Here is a 16,699-nt window from a genome sequence, read left to right as displayed (position 1 = left end):
ATGCCGCTTCGCATGACAAAAGCTGCCCTTCGATCAAGATCAACGAACGACAGAAAAGTCCGCGAACTGTGCATTCGCCAATCCTTTGATTTCGCAATTGCGGCGAATGGCAGGTTTGGCGAGCCGCACTGCAGCATCGCGACAGCATGATGAACGGCCGGTTTGGGCCGTTCTCGTAGATCAACTCAAGCTCGATTGGTCGGATCGCGGCGATGCCGCTAATGACCGGAGTGAGCCCAATTCGATTATATGGGTTCAGATCGGTGGGTCCAGATTTCTGCATCTGGTTCGTGATCAGCACGTGCGCCATCTGTTTTTGCTCCAAGACGTTTTGCAACCGCTTGCGAACGATGATTTTCGCAATCAATGTAGCTAACCAATTGGTTTAATCCATGGGTTTGATACGCCCAGCTAAGAACTGCCTGCCCGGCTTCGGTTGCGTATCCATTGCCCTCGGCTCCGTCGTAAAGATGCCACGCTAACTCAACTTCGGGCCAATTTGAGTGCTTAAGCAGCCCGACACGACCAATGGGGAGGCTCCTTCCATGTTCAATTACCGTAAAGAATCCGAACCCGTGCCATTGCCAATGACCAATCCCGATCAAGAACCCGAACCAGGCTTGTTCTTTGCTGCCCGTTTCCCCCTGAGCCAGCATCCTTGGCGAATTCGTCATAAATCGGGTAAACTCGGGTAGGTCGCTTTGAAGTGGTCCGCGTAGGATCAAGCGTTCCGTTTCAAGGATTGGTGCGGACGTCAAAGGTTCGGTCATATCGGACTCCGTTCAAGCATTGATTTAGGAACCATAACTCGCGATGGCCAGATCAATACATCCCCTCTATCTTCAAATGGGAGTGTAGCTTTATCCCGCATTGCCGCCTCTCGCCTTTCGATTTGAAGGTGATTTCGAGTGCAACCGTAGCGAACGGCAGCAAGGAGCCCAAGGTACCGAATGCTGCATTGTGCACGAATGTCCGCTGCCCGAAGTATGGTCAAAAACGTGTCGTGATCAAACCGCGTTCTGCAAAGGGCATGAGGCACACGATTTATGAAGGGTTTTTCTCTGAATCTTCGTCGGTAAATAAGGACCGGCCTTAGCGATGCGCCCTAAGCACAGCACCATGCGTTGCTGCATGAACACGGAGCTATGTCATAGCTTATTGCGAAGCTGTTCTGCTATGTTTAAATTGAAGTATCTGAAAACCTTGGCATGCTTGGGCGATGAAAAAGCAAACGCAGACCAGCCTGCGCGCGCGTCTGCGAACTGACACGCGCTTGGCTCATGAACAGCTTGACCAAGAGGTGTCTAGGTTCGACCTGACGACGCCCAATGGGCTTATCGGCTTTTTAGATATGCAGTCCGCCGCGTTTCAAACTCTCTTGGAGTTCGACGCCTCTGCGAAAACAGAAGCCATGATACGAGATCTCCTTGAGCGTGCGACGCTTGATCTTTGTGAACTGCGGTCATCAGCTGAAACGGTACCGGCGGCAATCGAACCGGTCCACCCACTCTCCATCGACTACGCTGTCGCCGGGTCGAGGCTGGGCTCACGACTCCTCAAGAAACGATGGCAGGCAGCCACAGACCCGAAGGTCAGGCGCGCCCGTGCTTACTTTTCGGCACCAAGTTACATCGTTATATGGGCATCTTTTTGCGACGCCACCGAAGCGATGCAGTCAACTGGACCGCAGGCCGATCAAGTCGTCAAAGATGCCAACCGAATTTTTCACATGTACCATGAGTGTGCCCGCACTCTCATGCTTACGAAAGAAGCGACCCATGTCTGAGACAGTTTCATACCAGCCGCAATATGACTACGATCTGACCAATTGCGACCGCGAACCAATCCACATCCTTGGGCGTGTTCAAAGCTACGGATGCCTGATCGCAGTTTCGACCGACTGGATGGTGACATACGCATCTGAGAACTCTGGTGACCTGCTGGGACTTGATGCTCAAATCATCGTGGGCTCTCGCTTCATGGATATCTTCCCCCAAGAAACAGTCCACCATCTGCGGACGAAAATGCAGATGCTCAGCTATCACGCGGAGGCGGCGCGCGTGTTCGCCTATCCTGTATTGGAGGATGAACGGCTTTTTGACGTCTCGATCAGCCAGAGCGATCACAACATCATCTTCGAGTTTGAGCCACGTAACGGGCAAAAACAAACCGATCAGGATCGGTCAACTGTGCGCGCTTTGATCGGTCGCGTTAGACGACACAAAACAATCGATGACATGGCGCGCGAAGCCGTCCGTGCGGTCAAGATGCTGTCCGGATTTGACCGTGTCATGGCGTATAAGTTCAACGAAGACGATAGCGGCACGGTGATTGCGGAAGTTGCCCAACCCGATCAGGAACCGTTTCTGGGTTTGCGCTATCCGGCGAGCGATATTCCAAAACAAGCACGTGCGCTCTATCTTCGCAGTCCATTGCGGATCATCTCGGACGTCGATGCAAAGATCTACCCAATACACCCTTCTTTTGATCCAAATGGTCAACCACTCGACCTTTCGTTGGCCATGACACGTGCCGTTTCTCCGATCCATCTTGAATATCTGCGCAATATGGGCGTCGCCGCTTCGATGTCCGTGTCGATCATTCGAAATGGCAAGCTTTGGGGGCTGTTTGCGTGTCACCACCAGACGGCCAAACATATCAGTTATGAGACCCGCAGCGAGATCGAGCTCTTCTCAGAGCTCTTTAACTATCAACTTGCGCAAGTGGAAATGACCTCCGAACTGACAGAGGTTGATCTTGCACGGTCACTGCATGATCGGTTGATGACACAGCTTTCCGGTGGCAAATCCATGGCGGAAGCCTTTGATGTCCTGTCTGAGAATATCAAAGAGGTTATCCCGTTCGACGGCGCTGCCGTCTACACGGATGGAGATTACAAATTTGCTGGAACCGTACCGACCAAAGAAGAATTTTTGGGTCTTGCACGGTTCCTGAACACCACGCAGTCGGGACAAGTCTACCATACAAATGCGCTTTCGACGCGTTATCCTGCAGCTGCAGACTTCGGAGATCGGGTTGCCGGTATTCTGGCTCTTCCGGTGTCTCGCACGCCGCGGGACTATCTCGTGCTGTTCCGTCGTGAGATCGCTTCCTCGGTAAAGTGGGCGGGGAACCCCGAAAAACCCATCGATCTTGGTCCGAACGGAATCAGGCTAACTCCGCGTAAAAGCTTTGATGCCTGGCAAGAGGTCGTGCACGGACAATCCGCGCCCTGGCGCGCTTCAGAGCTCCGTGCCGCTGATGCCCTTCGGGTAACGCTGCTGGAGGTTGTGCTGAAGATGGCCGATGAACGCAACGCGGCACGCAAGCAGGCGCAGGATCAACAAGAACTCTTGGTTGCGGAGTTAAACCACCGCGTCCGGAACATTCTGAACCTTATTCGTGGATTGGTATCCCAAGGTCAGGAAGACGCGAAGTCGCTAGACCACTACCGATCCGTTCTGGAAGATCGCATCTTTGCACTGGCGCGCGCGCATGACCAGCTGACACAAACAGAGTGGAATTGGGTTCCGTTCCGGTCTTTGGTCGAAACCGAGGTAAAGGCGTTTCTAACGTCGAAGGCCTCGCGCGTGAACATCACCGGAGATGAGATTGAACTGTCGCCCACAGCTTTCTCAACGCTTGCACTGGTGATACATGAGCTTGTGACGAACTCGGCCAAGTACGGAGCCCTCAAAGACACATCGGGCCGCGTTGTGCTCGATGTTCGTCTGCAGCCAGATGGGGTCGCGAAACTGTCTTGGTGCGAAGAGAACGGCCCCCCTGTGCAGCCGCCAAAGCGACGTGGCTTCGGGTCGACAATTATCCAGCGCTCCATTCCCTTCGAGCTGAAAGGCCAAGCCGACACCCGCTACCGTGTGACAGGGTTCGAGGCAGATTTCGTCTTACCGTCTGCGCATGTGCGGAAGGCAGAGTCGACGGTCATTAAGTTTGAAGATGATGCAACGACAAAGGCCCCGGACGTGCGTCTTCAAGGTGAATGCCTCGTCCTAGAGGACAATATGGTTATCGCGCTGGATGCGGCGGATATGCTTTCGGACTTGGGTGCCAGACATGTCAGCACAGCAAGCTCTGTTGCCACTGCGCTTCCGCTTATTGAGAAACGTGACATCTATTTTGCGCTGTTGGATGTCAATTTGGGCGATGAGACATCGCTACCCGTGATCGAGAAGTGTTTGGAGTTGGGCATCCCCACGGTCCTTGCAACGGGGTATGGTGCGAACTCAGCCGTCGTCGAGCGGTTTCCAGACGTTCCGGTGCTCAACAAGCCATACAACTCAGACAGCCTCAAGCAGGTTGCCGCGAAAGCGCTTGATATCTAGTCTTCAACTCAAGAACACTGGTCGCTATTTCAGGCTCCGCGCGACCAAGTTCTTGATATGAATCATCTTTATGCCCGCGGCCCCAGATGTCCGCACGCACGACTTTCTCTAATCCGATAGGCTCCTCGAAAGCAGACCCTGGAGCGGCTACAGCGGAATACTGCTTCGTTGCGCTCTGCCGACCTTCCCCTTCCGAAAGTGCTGCATGATGGACGAATGTCCGGTCTGGTGAAGCTGCGCTGCAGCGCTCAGCCTCGAAGCGAACGGCAGGAATGGGCCGTGCGTGACGATGCGATCAGGTCAGATGTTAACGGATGCTGTAGTCGATCTAATGGCTGGAAAGAGCCCAAAATGCGTGATGCTGCGTTTTGCATGAATGGCAGCTTAGCGAATGCTTACCGCTTGATGGACCAGACCATCGCTGTCTTGTAACCTGCGGCTTCAAGGAGATCGATCTTTGATTTCCAGCCTGCCGGGCAGACGACAAACGCGGCTCCCATTCCCCGGTCCGCGAATATAGCTTCTGCGGCACGTAGCAATGCGCCCGCCCCCTCCACCCCATTTTCCAGTGTGACAGGATTGGCTAAGTCGGGGTGGTAATAGTCATCTATGACACCTGTGCCAGTGATGTCATGTGCCGGGGAAAAGTGCAGACGGGATACAGGCTGTGCGATCACATAGCCTTCCAAATCATCCGCCGACCCCAGAACCATCATGTCGCGATCACGCAATATCAGGCTCCGCTGCATCCACGCCGAAAACCGCTGGTCAGCTTCGGGATGGATTTCCCAGAACGGATCGATGTCAAACAGTACCCGCCTATTCTCTGCACTGCGCGTCACAATGCCGGGAACATCACCATCTTTTGCGAGCCGAACATCTGTTGGCATTCCCTGATCGCCAAGATCGCTGCGCGAAAGATAGAGCGTCAGAGGATCGTAACCTCCGTTCTCAAACGCAACGCGCCAATCCTCACCAGTGACGTAGGAGCTCAGTATGATCTGCGATCCAGCATCTTGAAGTGCGTCTTCGGCTGCCGCCAGCAAGGCTTCCACCGTGCCATCAGGCGCATCTGGTGCTGCAAATGAGTCTGGCAGGATCAGTCCCGGTTCACCGAGCGCGCCCGTATAGATCGGAGGGACCGGCAGCAGCATTGAGTGGATAACGCCCGTGACTTGACCCCCAGCGTCCGCCACCTGCCAAAGCTGGCGGAACGGTTGTTGCTCGGCGGTCAAGGCAAAGGTCAGGGCCTTCCCGATCTGCGCGGGCGCATCGTCCGCCATTTTCCAAAGGATTGGGTCGACTGAATGACGCGTCTCTGAGTCGAGCATCAGTAGATCCACGAGACGCGGTATGTCATCGGGTGTTGCTGGACGGATCGTCTGGGTCATTCGTGGCTCTCTCTTGTCTTCCTGCTGGGTGCAGCCTCAGTGCTTTATCCGCTGCCTACATCAAATTGACAAAGCGGAACAAATCCATCAGCCTTTAGAAAATCTATCGCCTTAAAGAAATTAAATGAGAAATGTGAATCTGAACGCGCTCCGGGTCTTTGCGGTCGTCGCATCGCATGAAAATCTGCAACGCGCCGCTGAAGAGATGAACCTTTCGCGTGGCGCGGTCTCCCAGCGGATCAAGCAACTTGAAATCGAACTCGGAGTGGTTCTGCTTGTTCGAGGCGCGCGCGGCGTTTCGCTCACTCCGGAAGGTGAACGCTGTCGCACGGCCATGGAAGATGCCCTTGCGATCCTCGACACCGCGTTGGTCGATCTAGGTGAAGGTGGTGATCGCGTCACGCTGCATCTAGGCTCATCCACTGCGACGAAGTGGTTGATGCCCCGGATGGACGCTTTCGCGGCCAAGTTTCCGAACGTCTCGCTTACCACGCAGGTTCACGAACAAATACTGGCACGCAGTCTGGGTCGGAACGAGATTGCGCTCTGGCCTGGGAAAACACTCGACGCAAATCCGACCCACGGCTCGCGACGCCTCACCGACATTCGCTTGGTCGCTGTTTGTAGCCGTGACTTTCTGCGCCCAGACTGGCCCATGGGTCAGGAAACCTTGCTGACAATGCCCTTGCTTCAGGACGCGCACCGGCGGTGGGAAAAATTGATCAAGACCACAGGATATGGTGACATAAACAAACTGCTTAATTTCGACCGGTCTGCCTTGGCTCTGGATGCGGCCATCGGCGGTCACGGCGTTGCCATTGCGCCAACTTATATGGTCGAGAATGATCTTCGGGCAAAGAAGCTGGTGGAGGTTTGGATCGATCCCGAACCCTCCGATGATGGGCTCTATATTTCGTGGTCGAAGGATCATCTCGGCCAAACACGCATTAAGCGGATCGTTGACTGGATTGCCTCAGAGTTCGAGTAAGAGGCAGACCTTTAATATGAGATGGTGAACGGCAGCAAAGTCCGCAGAGCGGACCAACACGATTTGCGGACACCCCCTAAAAAATTTGAATAGGGTAAAATGTCGTCGCCCCCGACGTGGTATTCCTCAATAAATTACTGGTGATGGGGTCGGACTGGCACTTCAGCACCTGCTCTAACTACACGCTGGTTTGCCGAGGGACATGGCAACAAAACTGATAGAGGGGCAGGAGAGCATGGCGTGCAATCGTGGTACCCTAAGTTCTATACCCGGTATTGGCGATTTCTCGGCGGCTGGTGTAATAACGCTGTTTACAATGATTGGTAGGCTTGAACGTAAGCATTTAACCGGCCTCGCAGGTCGCGCTCCCATCACCCGGCAATCCGGAAAGTGGCAGGGCAAGGTATGCAGGAGAAGCGGTCGTATGTAGCTGCGCGATGCGCTCTATCTGCCCGCATTGGTTACCAGCCGCTGGAACCTGGACTTTGAAATGAAATATGGAAGACTGTGACGCTTGGATAGCATGGCAAAAACCCTGTCGTCGCAGCCAGGAGCCAGCTGGTAGAAATTGCAAATCTCATTGCCAAAGCTGATATAAATTATTCACCATAGGCAGCTTGATCAAGACAGGTACTTTATACGTAAAGCAACAAGTGACCCAACATGGACATCGGTGGCGTCACACCCGTAATGATGCTGAAGGCAGACGCATGAGTTTTACCGTCGGGCCCAACTGAAATTCTTAGATCACCGTACGATCTCAACGGTTGGTAGGAATGGACGGACTTGAACCGTCGACCACACAGTCATCTACTGCTGAAGGGTGTATAAATCCCGCGTCCCACCATGGCACTCCCGAAAATCCGTTTAAAAGTTAAAACGGTATTCGAGCGCTCAGAGTGATGTGGGATCTGTCGGTCATCCGTTACTGATAGATTGAGATGATCTTCGCCGTCAAGCTCTACATTAACAATCGCTTGCGACCCTGTGCTTCGCAATGGCGCTTTGTGAAAGCCCGCCTTCGCCATTCAGTCTCGACCTCACTGTCATCCATATCCAAAGCGGCAGTCCGGGTGAGCCTCCCCCTTTGAAGTGGTCCGTTCCTAGGTAATCCCCACTAAAAATGGGGGGATTACCGGGCTGCTCATCGCTGTTAGTAATTGAGCAGGCCCCGAGGCTCCCTCATTCATCACGAGAGTCTGCGGGTCTGTGCACCCTTACTGCAGCCAAAACATTCTGTGTGCAAAATGCCGTAGCGTATGCAGATGCGGTTCGCTTTTGAAGCTTATCCTTTTCTAAGAGCTTCGATCACGCTCGTCATCCTCTCCACGAAAATTACTCGTCTGATGACTTCGCTTGCCACGCCTAGCGTCCCAGCAATTTCGCGCAGCCTGAACAATTGCGGCAACATGGCGACGAGGATGTCTTTAGTGTCATTCGATGACAATCCATCGCACGCTACAGCTTCACACACGGCAGACCAGTCACCGCCGGGGTCCGCGTTACCTAGGCAGCGCCAGCGAGCCGCCCTCGCGATACCAGCATCAGACAGGCGCATCGGCGCGAAATCGAACAATGGGGATAGTCGTGTGCCACCCGCTGCATTGCGGCATAAAGCTGTATTCCGGCCATGATTGTCGGGATTTCCTGCGGTGATGTTTAGAACGTCTCGCTTAAGGTATTCGATACGGTCAGCGACAGGATCATCACTAAACTGATCGATTACAGCCAAGTAATCCTCGTGCGACCGTCGAGCGCCGAATTCGGTGATACCCATAGCAGAGTAGAGGCTCTCTTGGCCGTGCATCAACACCTGTTCCGACGACACAGACCTGTCGAACCGAGGGATTAGCAGGATACCGTTACCATATTTCAACGGCGCGCCACAGTTGAGGCCGACGACCCTTGCCATTTCCAGATAGGGTGCCTCTGACGCGAGAATAAGCTCATCTGCGTGCCTTCCAGTTTTGGCTAACTTAGCGATGAAATGCTCAGCTCCGTCTTGGGCCTTCAAATATGGGTCAGGGTACAAGAAACCGTCGCGCTTTGATCGCGTAAGCAAAACCTTGGGCCATTCGCCCTGGACGCAGGTCGCGCCTGGTGCTCTGTTCACATATGTATCTAACACATTAATGAAGTGGGAACTGACAGAAAGGACATCAGCATCCGTGAGCGACGGACACTTGAGCTGACGGATGTTTTCTTGCTCGCGCTTCCACGCCTGTCGGATACGAATGTTACCCACCGGCGTGCTGCTTGCGATCGCCAGAAGCAGCACATCCAACTTGGGATCATCTGGACGCAGTCCCTGGTCTCCCGCTATTCTGCCGCGCACAGGCCCTTGAGGCAGCAGATCAAGAAGAAACGAGGGCCAACTGCCCAGCATGTAATAAGTGACATCGACAGGAAATTGGACCGACACAGCACGATGGTCGATAACTGGCCCCCCCAACGCATCGACCGAGGCATGTTCCGCCCAATAGTCAGTCTCGTAGCTCAGCCAAGCTCCACTATTGATACCGCGTCGGGTCGCTGTGAACCCGACCTGCGCGGCATTGTGCCATTGGCCATCGATATTGATCTGTATTGTCAGCGCCATCTCGATTTAGCTCGCCTGTACTCACAGGACACCTTGCAATGTTCCAAATACGTTCTCAAGTCCCCGTTGGCTCGCCTTACTAAGGGAGCAAGCTGTCCGGGTGGTGCCCGAAGCTTTCTATTCTCAAATCAAGGATGGGCCTTGTGTGATCACGGGGAGGTCGAAGTGCAGTCGATCAAGCCGGATAGGCGCTTGCACTCGATAGGCGCGTTATTGTTGCGATAGAGCATTTTAATCACCTTCTCGTCAAAGATCAGTAGCTCGCAAATGGGAGGTAATGTCTGTATCCAGTTTTGGGTGGGCAGCGCACGCTCAGGTCTCCCGAGTGTGCAAAAACCTGAATTATCTCCATTGCTATTCTTTTTTGAGGATCCGGTTCAACGCCCACCTGGCCGCCCAATAGAGCGGTTGTTCGCAATTTTGAAAATAGGCGCATATTCGTTTTGCCGTAACGGGCGCATTTGGGTGGCTCTGTCTACCGTCATAATTGATACAGACTATGCGGGCGGGGTACTGATCCGACATGATAAGAGAACAGTCAGAAAGGTGAACGTGCTTTTCGATGTCCGAATCACCGCCCCGAGGGCGGGCCCTGCCTTCAGAATGCACTAGAAATCCAGAAAATTGAGGCTGGTGTCGCAAGGCAGGGTGTCAACTAAAAGCAACACTAAATTTTTGAGTATCGATTAAAATCATTAATAGATTTTTTTTATCCATTAAGCTCATCATTAGATTTTTTTTGTATCGATTAAAATCATCATTAGATCTTGAGTATCGATTAAAACCATCATTAGATCTTGAGTATCGATTAAAACCATCATTAGATTCTGAGTATCTCTTGGGAATGCTTGGAAATGCATGATTAAATCATGTTTTCTCCATTAATATCATTTGCAAACAGTAGGTTATTGACTCTTCTAGTTGTCGCATGCACGATATGGGGGGAGAGGTTGTTTTAGTGATATGGATAAGATCTGGAAAGGTGGCGAAATGAATGATTGGATTTGTTCAGTAATAGAGAGAACTCGACATTTTGCGTTGGCGATGGTGTCATATATAAAAAGTGCATTTTTTATATTAATATGCCGAAGGAGAGTCTACGCTGAGTAACATATTGTTGATCGTTTCAGTGTTCGTAGTAAAAGAATAATTATTAGATCTCATAATTATTTCACTATTGGTATAAGGTATTTCGGTTGATTTTTTGACATTTTATTCAACCGAATTTTTGTTGGTAGTGATTCAATAACGCGAATACTCGTTTAATCCGGCGGTCAGACCGTCTTTCACACACCATATTCGAAATCGACTTGGTATATTTACCATGATTTTGGGTGTCGCCTCGTCAAGTGAGGGAAGAAATATGTATACTAACACATCCGGTATTCGACTACCTGCCGCTTCGCAGGCAGATCGATCTATCGCGAAAGCGTCCAAAGGGCATTGTACGGCTGATGTCATTTTAGGGAGTGATAACGGCCGTCGTTTCCAGGCGGAATCCCATCTCGAACTGCGTGCCTTATTCGTGGTGAATGACTTACCAGATGTCGCGCAAATCAAAGAGCAAGTGCTCTTTGAATGGTGTGAGGGTGCACGTCATAGGAAGCACTACTTCGACATGGTTGCGGTTTTCGCTGATGGCCGGAAGATTGCCTTTACTGTCAAACCTGAAATCCGTCTTCGCTCAGGCAAATTCCTTGCGGAAATGGAGGACGTTACACGTCATGCGCTCGATACCGGATTCTGTGATGAGGTCAGGTTGGTCACTGAGAGGGACATCGATCCGATCAGCGAAAGTAACGCTAGGCAGTTAGCGGCTGTTCGCGAACTTGATTCCGAAGCAGATCGCATTGCCTTGAAAGCCGTATCTGAACTTTCCGGAGCTCTCTCGCTTCGGGATCTAACCGTCAGGACCGGTCTAAACGAGAAGGGCTACCGTGCTCTGCTCCGTTTAATTCGGGACCATCATCTCCGTCTTGTGAACCATGAAATCATCAACCCGAAAACTCTCGTATACAAAATGGAGGTCGTACAATGACCAGCTATTCCGAAACCTACTTTGGCCGTTTTCACATCAAGCCTCACGACAAGATCACGATCCGAGGGCGTGCTTTACGCTTGGCGTATCAAACACGAAATGGCTATGTCTTGATGGATGCAGACGGCTCAGGCATCGCCGAAACATTTAATTTTGAATTTCTTTCTCGATTGAATGCTTCCAAAAAAATTACGCATGAGCCCGATTTTTATAACCCTGCTGCAGCGACGCGTCGTTCTAGAGGGGTTAGCCCTCAATTGTCGAATCTTTCCACAAAGCAGCGTAAGCGGCTTAATGTACGGCACGCTTTGGTTTCAGCATTGTTGGAAATGCAGAATGAAGCGCTTGTGTCCGTGAATGATGCGTCAATTGAAGAGAATATGCCTGAAATTTGTAGGCGTGCACAAACGTTCCTAGCAGAGGACGCTCCTAGCCCTGAGGACGGTTTGCGTGAAAAAGAAATCCGCGATGGCTTGCGCCGAAAGCCTCGCGGCGGGTGCGTATCACCGTCTGTAGCGCCTGTGCATCCGCGAACGCTCCGAAAATGGCTCGCTTCGTTTAACGACTTCGGAATGACAGGTTTGGCAGACTCCGTTGCAAATCGAGGGAATCGGACAAGCTACTTCAGTGCGGAGGAGCAGGAGCTGCTGATGCGCATTGTAAATGAAAGCTATCTATCGCTAAACCAGCCATCCCAAAAGACTACGGCAGAGGATGTCAAACAAGCATTTATCAACGAGAATGAGAAACGAAAAGCTCAAGGCTTGACACCGCATCGAGTTCCTTCTCGCCAAGCTGTTCGCAACGCCATCGGCAGCATTGATAAGTTCCACGTGGTTTTGAAGAGGAAAGGGCTCGAAGAAGCAGTAAAGATATTTAAACCGGTTAGCTCTGGGTTGCAGGTCTATCGTCCATATGAACGAGTAGAGATGGATGAATGGAAGATCGATTTGATCTCTATTCTGGCCGGTTCAGGGCTCAAGTCGCTGTTTACGACGGAAGAGCTTCAGAGCTTAGGTCTCGATGATAAACTGGGGCGCTGGTGGATCACGGCATCTATTGACTGTCGGACACGCTGCGTTTTGGGTATGAAGTTGACCTTAAATCCGACTTCCTGCGCAGCTCTTGATTGTCTCCGCATGACGACCTCTGACAAAGGCGATTGGGCGGATGCCGTAGGCGCTGTTTCGGGATGGCATATGGCTGCCACCCCAGAGACGCTGGTAACAGATAATGGATCAGCCTTCAAAGCATTGAATTTCACGGCTGCGTGTAGCGATTTGGGCATTACTCATGAACGTTCTATCGCTGGATTGCCGAGTATGAGGGGAACCATCGAGCGCTTTTTCCGTACAGCCTCGATGGGCCTTTTGCCTCGGTTGAGCGGCCGAACGTTCTCGTCCGTACTGGAGAAAGGAAGACACCCTGCAGAGGCACAAGCCTGTTTGAAACCTGAGGATCTTTGTTTCGCGCTGGTCCGGTGGATCGTGGATATTTACCACAATACCCCACATTTGGGCTTGGGAGGTAAAACCCCGCTCGAACAATGGGAATGTGACATGAAGGATGGCAACTATGCTTTGAAAGCTAGTCCATCCGTACGCAATGACCGGCTTGCTTTTGGGGTTACCGTTGAGCGGCAGGTGGATAAATACGGTGTGACCGTTCTCGGGGTAAGATACCACTCAGAGACGCTTTCAATTTGGTACAATAAATTGGGAAAACGGGCTTTGAATGTAAGGTGGCTGGCCAATGATATCGGTGCGGTTGAAGTTCGCTTGGGTGATGAGTGGCACCAGGTACAGGCTGTGCAAGGTATTTTCAATGGGGTGCACGCGCAGCAATGGCTTGCAGCGCGACGCAGCTTGAAGACAAGCGACCCGGAGAAGCTCAAATGGCGCGAAGACGCAGTGTGCAGTGCTATTAGCGCCATCAAAAATATGAATATCGAACGTACTTTGGAGTTTGGTTTGATTACGCAAACTTGGAATGCTGAGCGCATCGCTTCTGCTGAAAAAGCTCTTTTTTGTGGTTTCAATGTTGCAGAAACAGAGGTCCAGGCCGTTAGTGATCCGAGCCAGTTCGGCCGAACGGTACAACCTTCAGAATCCGTGCCTGATACTGCACCGAAGACATCAACCCGTTCTGCTCCTGCGAAACCAGAAACCACCAAGAAGAAAAGCTGGGATGTCAACAAGGGAGATGAATAATGGGAGGCCTAGCAAAACATAACTGGAGAAAATCTCTCGCTACGCTCCGAGGTCATCACATTTCAACTGAGCGCGACGAAGAAATTCTGCTGCAGCTAAACCGGCTTTTAAAACATGATGACCAAGGGAACCTTATTGCTGAACCGATGCGGTTTACAGGCAACCTTGAAACTCGCGGTATCGCCCTTGTTGAGGGCTCAGGTTCTGGCAAAACTACTGCTGTTGATCGAGTGCTCTCAACCCACGCTGCATTGAAACCGAGCTCGGCAGGCGATCCGCCAAAGTTTCTGCGGATCCAAGTTCCTAGCCCGGCCACTTTGAAGAGTCTCGGTCGGGAGGTTCTGAAAGCTACCGGTTTAACAGATGTCTCATCGAGAGCATCTGCCTGGGAAATCTGGGAGGTCGTCCGACACAGGCTCGCTCTTCTAGGTATTGTTGTTCTCTGGTTTGATGAAGCACACGACATGTTCCTGTCCGGTTCAGCGCGTGAAATCGACGATATGCTGAAAATGTTGAAATCGTTGATGCAGAATGAATCCGCCGTAATCCCCATTCTTAGCGGCACTCAACGCCTGGCGGAAATTACGCGCTTTGATGAACAAGTGAACCGGCGGCTTACCAAGGTCGTACCAAAGCCTTTATGTCAGGGAGTGGATGATGAGCCGCTTTATAGTCTGATCGAAGAGTATTGTGCGGACGTCGGGCTAAAACCTGAACTTGATGACACATTGGCACTTCGCTTGATCCACGCAAGCCGACACCGTTTTGGTCGAGCAATTGAAACGATTATCAATGCTATCGAAAGCGCGCTGAAGGAGGGGGCTCAAGTTCTGACATGGCAGCATTTCGCAACAGCTTGGGGGATGCATGAGGGATGTGAGTGGGAGCAAAACGTCTTTGCCGCTGCTGATTGGGCCGCGATTGAACTTGATGCGGATGCTGAAAGTTTCGAAGCAGAGCGGACCAAGCGGCAAACCCGTCAGGTTGGGAGACGCTGAATGTACCTGTTGAAGCCGTACCTACTTCCAGAGCCAGATGAGAGTCTGATTTCATGGTTGAATCGTTTTGGACATTTCCATTCCGGGTTATCACTCGACAATTTCCTCAGATTTATCGGGGTGCGCCAGCAGGATTTGAATTTGGGTCGCCGCGAGATTTTTGACCGACTATCGCCTATCTGCGGCATGCCTGCGGATGAGCTGGCATCTAAAAGTTTCGAGCATGTTTCGGATCGCCTCTATCGATATAATGGTGAGGTCTTCTTCAGGGAATTTTTGCTGCGGAGCCAAGTTACTTTCTGCCCAGCTTGTTTGCTGTTTGATATCAGAGAAAGCCCCGCAAGCATGCCGATTGGTGTTGGACGCAGCACCTGGGCCTTTAGCTCGACTAGGACGTGCGAACACCACGATGTGGCCTTATATAGGAAGCCTCGGGGCAGTGGGGTCGGCCTTGAGCTGAATGTTTGGGCACACACTCCTGATCATATAGCTTTGGAAGAACTTTGGCGTAACTCAGTAAGGCGTAAACCATCAGCTCTCCAAGATTACGTTACTGCGCGTTTTGCTGGTGCCACAGGGCCGTCATGGTTGGACGCCCAACAGATCGACCTTGCTTGTAAAGCGACTGAAATGCTGGGAGCATGTATTGAATATGGTCCCCACGCGTCACTCCCAGAGCTGACTGATGACGACTGGGACCGAGCTGGTCAGGTCGGATTTGAATTTACCTCAAACGGGGAGGCGGGCATTCGGCAAGGCTTGGAGTATCTATACAGGAAGCCTAAAAAGAGCGCCGTTCAATGTGGGCCACAAGGGACATTTGGGAGACTGTATCAATGGGTGCAGTTCAGAAAGTCGGATAAGCCGGTTGGCCCCATTCTGGATGTCCTAAGCGATTTTATCTTAGATCACTTTCCAATCAAGCTCGGAGCAGTCCTATTTGGACAGGTCGTTGAAAAACAAAAGCGGCATACCGTGGCCTCCCTATCCGCATCTACGGGGGTGCACCCGAAAACCGTGGCCAATATTTTGTCACAGTCGGGCATGTTGCCCAAAGACGTATATCATGCAGATAGTCGGCAAACTGTTGAGGCGGAGCCAGCAGAAGAACTAATTGCCAAGTTGAAGCGGGCAATTCCAGTCGCCAAGATTCCTGAGTACATCGGCTGCACGCGGTCTCAGGTCGCTTTGCTACTGGAAAAACGCTTTTTAAGAACTCTCGTTGAAGATGGTGAAAACCGTACAGCGCGCTATAAAGGCGTCGATGTCGAGGACCTTGACCAACTTATTGTGAAAATGCGCCGAATTGGGGACGACGTTCGAGTACCGAGCAAAGGCATGATGGATATCGGCCAAGTTTCAAAGGTACTCAATGTTTCATCGATGGAAGTGCTCTCGCTGGTGCTGAAAGGCCAGCTCGAAAATGTTGAGCTGCTCCCGGAAAAACTGAAGTTCAAGTCCGTCTTGGTCAACGTTCAGGAAGTCGCCTACAAGCTCGGCGCGAGAACGGGCGAGGGAGGTATGACCGTTTCAGCGACATCTAGGTCTCTCGGTGTGAACGCTGAAACTGTCGAATTTTTATTATTTGCTGAAGACGGTAACGACCAGACGCCATTAAATGTCAGTGGCCGCGTCCGTCACATGGGAGCCATGCGTAATCTTGTCGACCGAGATAGTGTGACGCGGTTCAAAGAGCGTTATCGTAAGTTGTCTTCGATTGAAGGCTACTGGGCTGGCGATCCAAATCGACTACGTAATAACTTACAAGGAAGAGGGGTTTTTCCTGTGTGGGATCCTGCGGATGCGAACGCGGAATTTTATAGGATCGCCGATCTCTAAACTTCGAAGCTTCAAGCATAAAGCCGCCCTCTGGGGCGGTTTTTTTTGTTCAGCACTAATTTTTGATGGGCGGTAATGGGTGTGCAAAAGCACATTCAAACCGCCGTTTGGCTGATAGGCCGCAAAAAGGCCTTAAAAATAGGGTCGAAATGTTTTCTCATGGGCTTCAATGGCTTGGCTTTTCATCAAAGGCCCTGAAAATAGAGACCCAGAGCAGGTGCGCTTGCTCTGCACCCTGAACGGGCCGCAGGCACCAGACATATCGAGCGGTGAACCAATCGAGCCTGTTTCAG

Annotated in this window: 10 protein-coding genes; 7 read left to right on the top strand and 3 right to left on the bottom strand. The window is 51.8% G+C overall.

Features of this window, described 5'->3' with window-relative positions:
* Positions 1-245: 245 nt before the first annotated feature.
* Positions 246-770: a GNAT family N-acetyltransferase gene (locus AADJ11_RS15815; RefSeq protein WP_341235476.1), complete on the bottom strand. Its 525-nt coding sequence runs from the start codon at positions 768-770 to the stop codon at positions 246-248.
* Positions 771-1,219: 449 nt separating this feature from the next.
* Between AADJ11_RS15815 and AADJ11_RS15810 the strand changes: the two genes are divergently transcribed.
* Together AADJ11_RS15810 and AADJ11_RS15805 are read left to right on the top strand one after the other, a co-directional pair.
* Positions 1,220-1,786 carry a biliverdin-producing heme oxygenase gene (locus AADJ11_RS15810; protein ID WP_341235475.1) on the top strand — a complete coding sequence of 189 codons (567 nt, stop codon included), beginning with the start codon at positions 1,220-1,222 and terminating at the stop codon, positions 1,784-1,786.
* A complete protein-coding gene (locus AADJ11_RS15805) occupies positions 1,779-4,343 on the top strand; it encodes an HWE histidine kinase domain-containing protein (RefSeq protein ID WP_341235474.1) in 2,565 nt (854 codons plus the stop codon). The genes AADJ11_RS15810 and AADJ11_RS15805 overlap by 8 nt, the downstream gene beginning before the upstream one ends.
* Before the next feature lie 395 nt (positions 4,344-4,738).
* On the opposite strand, the gene AADJ11_RS15800 is transcribed toward AADJ11_RS15805, so the two are convergent.
* Positions 4,739-5,734 carry a hypothetical protein gene (locus AADJ11_RS15800; RefSeq protein ID WP_341235473.1) on the bottom strand — a complete coding sequence of 332 codons (996 nt, stop codon included), beginning with the start codon at positions 5,732-5,734 and terminating at the stop codon, positions 4,739-4,741.
* Between the two features lie 124 nt (positions 5,735-5,858).
* Here AADJ11_RS15800 and AADJ11_RS15795 point away from each other — a divergent pair, with 124 nt between their 5' ends.
* Positions 5,859-6,722 (top strand): LysR family transcriptional regulator, encoded by an 864-nt coding sequence (locus AADJ11_RS15795; RefSeq protein ID WP_341235472.1) that lies wholly within the window; start codon positions 5,859-5,861, stop codon positions 6,720-6,722.
* A 1,285-nt stretch (positions 6,723-8,007) separates the two neighbouring features.
* Here the strand turns inward: AADJ11_RS15795 and AADJ11_RS15790 are convergent.
* Positions 8,008-9,321, bottom strand: coding sequence for a HipA domain-containing protein (locus AADJ11_RS15790; RefSeq protein ID WP_341235471.1), 1,314 nt, complete (start codon positions 9,319-9,321; stop codon positions 8,008-8,010).
* Between the two features lie 1,363 nt (positions 9,322-10,684).
* Here AADJ11_RS15790 and AADJ11_RS15785 point away from each other — a divergent pair.
* Genes AADJ11_RS15785 through AADJ11_RS15770 form a run of 4 tightly spaced genes read left to right on the top strand, consistent with a single transcriptional unit; the run spans position 10,685 to position 16,406 of the window.
* Positions 10,685-11,359: a hypothetical protein gene (locus AADJ11_RS15785; RefSeq protein ID WP_341235470.1), complete on the top strand. Its 675-nt coding sequence runs from the start codon at positions 10,685-10,687 to the stop codon at positions 11,357-11,359.
* Positions 11,356-13,569: a DDE-type integrase/transposase/recombinase gene (locus AADJ11_RS15780; RefSeq protein ID WP_341235469.1), complete on the top strand. Its 2,214-nt coding sequence runs from the start codon at positions 11,356-11,358 to the stop codon at positions 13,567-13,569. Before AADJ11_RS15785 ends, AADJ11_RS15780 begins: the two co-directional genes overlap by 4 nt.
* Positions 13,569-14,567, top strand: coding sequence for a TniB family NTP-binding protein (locus tag AADJ11_RS15775; protein ID WP_341235468.1), 999 nt, complete (start codon positions 13,569-13,571; stop codon positions 14,565-14,567). The genes AADJ11_RS15780 and AADJ11_RS15775 overlap by 1 nt, the downstream gene beginning before the upstream one ends.
* On the top strand, positions 14,568-16,406 hold the full coding sequence (locus AADJ11_RS15770; protein WP_341235467.1) for a TniQ family protein: 1,839 nt from the start codon (positions 14,568-14,570) through the stop codon (positions 16,404-16,406). It begins immediately after the preceding gene.
* The last annotated feature ends 293 nt before the right edge of the window (positions 16,407-16,699 follow it).

The organism is uncultured Sulfitobacter sp. (genome assembly GCF_964021855.1).
GTDB lineage: Bacteria > Pseudomonadota > Alphaproteobacteria > Rhodobacterales > Rhodobacteraceae > Sulfitobacter.
The sequence above is the reverse complement of the archived record's forward strand: the minus strand, read 5'-3'. Positions and strand labels throughout refer to the sequence as shown.

What these genes read in the sequence shown, in the direction of transcription:
- AADJ11_RS15815 (WP_341235476.1), bottom strand. Translation starts at nt 770, where the DNA reads ATGACCGAACCTTTGACGTCCGCACCAATCCTTGAAACGGAACGCTTG.
- AADJ11_RS15810 (WP_341235475.1), top strand. Translation starts at nt 1,220, where the DNA reads ATGAAAAAGCAAACGCAGACCAGCCTGCGCGCGCGTCTGCGAACTGAC.
- AADJ11_RS15805 (WP_341235474.1), top strand. Translation starts at nt 1,779, where the DNA reads ATGTCTGAGACAGTTTCATACCAGCCGCAATATGACTACGATCTGACC.
- AADJ11_RS15800 (WP_341235473.1), bottom strand. Translation starts at nt 5,734, where the DNA reads ATGACCCAGACGATCCGTCCAGCAACACCCGATGACATACCGCGTCTC.
- AADJ11_RS15795 (WP_341235472.1), top strand. Translation starts at nt 5,859, where the DNA reads ATGAGAAATGTGAATCTGAACGCGCTCCGGGTCTTTGCGGTCGTCGCA.
- AADJ11_RS15790 (WP_341235471.1), bottom strand. Translation starts at nt 9,321, where the DNA reads ATGGCGCTGACAATACAGATCAATATCGATGGCCAATGGCACAATGCC.
- AADJ11_RS15785 (WP_341235470.1), top strand. Translation starts at nt 10,685, where the DNA reads ATGTATACTAACACATCCGGTATTCGACTACCTGCCGCTTCGCAGGCA.
- AADJ11_RS15780 (WP_341235469.1), top strand. Translation starts at nt 11,356, where the DNA reads ATGACCAGCTATTCCGAAACCTACTTTGGCCGTTTTCACATCAAGCCT.
- AADJ11_RS15775 (WP_341235468.1), top strand. Translation starts at nt 13,569, where the DNA reads ATGGGAGGCCTAGCAAAACATAACTGGAGAAAATCTCTCGCTACGCTC.
- AADJ11_RS15770 (WP_341235467.1), top strand. Translation starts at nt 14,568, where the DNA reads ATGTACCTGTTGAAGCCGTACCTACTTCCAGAGCCAGATGAGAGTCTG.